Source organism: Dietzia sp. CQ4 (assembly GCF_014145125.1).
Taxonomy (GTDB): Bacteria; Actinomycetota; Actinomycetes; order Mycobacteriales; family Mycobacteriaceae; genus Dietzia; species Dietzia natronolimnaea.
In genome coordinates, this window is sequence record NZ_JAALDZ010000419.1 from 1 (window position 1) to 4,297 (window position 4,297).

The 4,297-nt window shown below is 61.7% G+C and carries 3 protein-coding genes; all 3 read right to left on the reverse strand.

Annotated features, from left to right (window positions below):
- Positions 1-14: 14 nt before the first annotated feature.
- The 3 genes from G6031_RS18115 to G6031_RS18125 all read right to left on the reverse strand — a co-directional run bounded on the left by G6031_RS18115 (position 15) and on the right by G6031_RS18125 (position 4,169).
- A complete protein-coding gene (locus G6031_RS18115) occupies positions 15-626 on the reverse strand; it encodes a hypothetical protein (protein ID WP_182654029.1) in 612 nt (203 codons plus the stop codon).
- Positions 623-1,618, reverse strand: a complete 996-nt coding sequence (locus tag G6031_RS18120) for a hypothetical protein (protein ID WP_182654030.1) — start codon at positions 1,616-1,618, stop codon at positions 623-625. The genes G6031_RS18115 and G6031_RS18120 overlap by 4 nt, the downstream gene beginning before the upstream one ends.
- 1,741 nt (positions 1,619-3,359) lie before the next feature.
- Positions 3,360-4,169 carry an AAA family ATPase gene (locus G6031_RS18125; protein ID WP_181715755.1) on the reverse strand — a complete coding sequence of 270 codons (810 nt, stop codon included), beginning with the start codon at positions 4,167-4,169 and terminating at the stop codon, positions 3,360-3,362.
- Positions 4,170-4,297: the final 128 nt, after the last annotated feature.

Here is a 4,297-nt window from a genome sequence, read left to right on the forward strand (position 1 = left end):
CGAAGGATCACCATTCAGTTACACCACTTCCAGGGGCTTGACCCCTTCTCCGTGCGTCGCGCATTCCAAGCGTGCGCCTTCAGGATGACGGCTGATTCGACATCAGGGATCCGCGTCCGATACGCGATAGCCTGCCCATCAAGCAAGATGGCGGTCACGTCGAGGTGTAGTGGATCGCTCTGCAGCACCAAATGAAGCTCGGGCAGGGAATCAACCTGACCGACACCGGGAACATGCCGTGGACGGATTCCCGGTGCGTGATCGAGACGGGGTAGGAGCAGATTGATCTCGATCTGCTGTCCGCCCTCAGCCTGTTTGAGGAAGACATTGCCCCCAGTCTTAACGAAGTCCTGCGCCCTGAGGCGTTCACTGAGCGGGCCGACAACCTCAACGTCCCCAACCGCGGCGTCAGAGTCAAGGGTTGACCTCGGGGTGGCTTGCGGGGTCGGGTAGACCTCGAGGAGGAGACGCACCATGTGGCCACCCACAATCCGGTAATCGTCTTCGGGGGAAACGGCTGCGGAGATCGCTTGTTGGCCGAGGTATCCCAACGCGTCAGAGTTGCTGATCGCATGGACTCGGATGCTGTATCTTCGCTCGGGTCGGAGCTCCGCGTCGTCGCTCATCGCGGGGTCCCGGTGAGAAGAGCAGCTACTTGATCAGCTGCTTCATCGCTATCCGGGTCTGCGCTCATGAGCAAGTCCCAGTAGACGATCGCCGCATCGGCGATCGGGAGGTCATCTGAACCGGCCGCCGCCTCGGTGGGTGGGGCGAGCCGCCAAAGGCTCGGGTCGCGGGGAACACACGTGACCAGGCTGGCCTCCTCGACGGGAACGGCCACGAAGCCGTCGCCCCCAAGGTCGACCGGACCGGTGACATAGACCCGTCCACGCGACGGAAGCTTCCAGGGTGCGAGTCGGTCCGCCGCGATGTCCCCGCTGACCAAAGCCTTCACTTCGAGCAGAGTCACTAGGTCGATCACCCTTTCTACTTGTCCGGCTACCGGATCCAGGCTGTACCACCCGAACTCCTGCCCCCCAGGCCCGGTGTACTCGTTGCGCCAGTGCTCGAGGAGCTTCGCGCGATCGACCGCCATCAACCCCTCACCCTCATCGGTGACGAGCCCGTTGAGGTGCTGCGCGGCCCGCGAGATCGCCTGCTGGGTGGTACCGAGCGAGTCCGCGATCACCGACTGTCTACTCGGTTCAGGTGTCAGCAGAAGATAACGCTCCAACGCCCAGCGGATCCATGCAGGCCGGCCCGTGCGCTGGGAATGCAATCGTGATCGCGACCGTGGTTCCGGATCCACCGCGTACGAGCGCCCGTCGCAGATCAGCCGGATCGGCTCTGCGGTAAGAATGTTGATCTCGCCGGCCTGGGCATGCTCCACCACCCCGTCGGTAGCGGACCTGCCGATGTGTAGAACGCGATCGGGATCTGTCGAGCGGCCGGCGCGGACCGCACGCACTCGATGCGCGGTCAGGCGCTCCACCGGCGCTACCGGCTCGACCTCGAAGAATCGTCCGTCGGGCGCTCGCAGGAGCCAGCTCCACTCAGAAGAGCCTTCGGAGATCCGTAGGCCAAGCTCCTGCACAAGTGCCACTGCGTCCACATTCATGGAACCTCCAACAACTTATATCCCGTCCGACGGGATCTTACGTGTTGGACAAATTGACCGTATATATGCAATGAGCGCGAGACGTCGGCCAGGCACGGTAGCGAGTACGTACCCGGATGGATGCGTCCCGTTTGGGTACACCCGTGCGGGACGACGGGCGAGCCGACATCGTTGCTGTGAATCGCATCGCTAAGTGGCGGTCTTTTCGCAGAGATAGATGACCACGCGCGATGCCGAGTCGGAACCGGTGAGCATCTCGAAACCTACGGCGGCCTGGGCAGCGAGCTCGGTGCCGGCTTGGCGGTCAAGCTCACGACCGGACCGTTGATCACGGGCGATGCGCAGGCGATCCGTATCGCGATCGATAGAAGTGAATAAGATAAAAAAGCGCTGCCGCGAGAGCGATCACTACCTGGACCCGGCGGTCCGCCAACCATGTCAGCGGCCACTCGGCCAAGCCGAGAACCCTAGATAGGACAGTGCTTCTCGGTGGTTCTGCTGGGCCGAGTGCCTCTTGGAAAAGGTTATCCGTGGCATCCGACGAGGCGTTAGAAATGCCCAGAATGGCGTAGTCGCAACTGCTGGAGTTTGCTGCGCTTACTATGCCGCTCTTGCTTGTGCCGATGAAGTACGAAACTTGGCCTCGCGGAGGAGTGCCGGGATCGCAGGAAGAGCCCGCGTACGGGGACGACACCAGTACGCGTTTCGCCACATCACCTGCGAAGACGTCGTGAACTTCATATTCGGTGACGCCGGGAAGGGTGCGGACTACTGTCCCCTTAAAGGCGACCTCTTCACGCGAGATCCAATCGAGCGCAACTTGTCGCTCTACTGGCTCGAGACATGAACAAGCAGCGGCGGTACCAGATCCGATCAAAACAAAGAACACGGTGGCGGCGATCAGGGCCCATGCGCGCAAAATCGGCGAGTATGAAGCTTTTTGAGAACCGCGCACTACGTTAGTTTCGCTCTCCTGGATTCCGGTTAGACGGTGGGAATCGACCGAAACTCCGGAGCGCCTTAGAGGGAGCCGATATTTGAGGGTTTTCGCCGACGGTTCAGAGCATTGTTCTCCTCCACTCCTCCCGCTGCTGAGTCCTGTTCTTACCATTGGCGCTCGACTACCAGCCAGGCTATGACGCCTTCCACAGCCCACAACGCATCGGAGGTGCCGCTTAGGCTCTGGCCCCCTTCTACTCGACCTTCTTCTAGCAGGGCGGCCGGGTGCTTGACCGCCGCCTCATAGACGACCCGCGCTTCCGGGCCGGTGAGCGTTCCGCACGAGCCCGAGGGATGGTTCAGCTCGATAAACTCTCGCGGTGAAGGACCCGGCCATTTGGGCACCTCGTCCACGGTCAGGGCGGTGTCAACCATCCCCGGCTGACACACGACCACCCGCTCAGGGAGGGCGCGTTCCTGAGTCGCTTTCGCGGACGACAAGCCTGCGGCTGAGACCTCGCCTGTCGGCGCCGGAGCGGAGGAACCTTGATCGCCGCACCCGGCTAAGAGCGCGACTCCGGCCAGACATACACCGAGGGCTGCGGCATACCGCGTAGACATCGCGGGCTCCTGTTCTATGTCGTGAACTCAGAATTGATGTTGCCACCTCTCACCTCGGCGGCGCAGCCCGGCGCCGAAACACGCCACGTTTGTTGGTCGGCCTGTTCAGCTCCGCGCAACCGTCCCAGTTCCTTAGCTGTGGGACGGTGCGAATGAACCTGTCGGAAGATTGTCGTTGGCGTCAGTTGCCAATGACGAGGATGCTGGCCGCTGCCTCGATGACGTCGTCGGTGATGGTCTCAAGTTGGTTGATTCTGAGAACGCGCGTGATTTGAGGGAAGAGGCGTTCCAGGAGTCGGAAGTTCCCGCGGGTGATTCGTTCGATGGCGGCGATGGCTTGGGCGTCGGTGAAGTCGTCGGGGTCGAGGGTGCGGCCGAGGCGTTTCCAGTGTCGATCGAGGACAAAGAGGAGTTCGTCTTTGCCGAGTGCTCGGTAGCGGTGTGAGAAGCCGAGGCGGCTGTAGAGCTGGGGATAGTGGCGGAAGCGTTGATCGATGCCCGGCATTCCGACGAGGATGATCGCCAGGTGGTGGCGATCATGCTCATCGCGGAGTAGTTCCAGAGCTGTTGCGGTGAGTCGTTCCGCTTCGTCGATGATGAGCAGCTCGACCCAGTTGCTGACTTTGAACGTTCGTGAGTCGGTGGCCTTGCCGATGCTGCGCTGGTGCTCGTCGATGCAGATGCCGATTCTGGTCTGTAGGTGGTCGATCTCGTGCATGAGGATCTTGGGTCTGCAGATGACTTCGGGGGTGTAGAACACTGTGCGGGAGCGGTTCGCGGTTGCGAAGTATTTTGCGTCGTCGTCGCTTCGCGGTCCCCATTCAGTGATGAACGGTTCGATGGTGTCCCAGTGGGCGTATCGGCGTGCTGACTGAGTCTTGCCGACGCCGGCGTCGCCGTGGCAGATGCCGATCGTGTGTTCTTTGCGTACCGCACTGGCGAACTCGGCGAACCTGCGGTGCTCTTTGGTGACGATGAAGTTTGGGGCCATCATTCGTCCTCTTCGTAGGTGCGCAGTTTTGACCGGCGAGCGCTCGGCGCAGTCGTGCGCGGTTCGGTTCGGGCGGCGACTCGTGGGATGCGGTCGTTGATGTCTTTGCGCAGTTGGCGCCGGCGGGC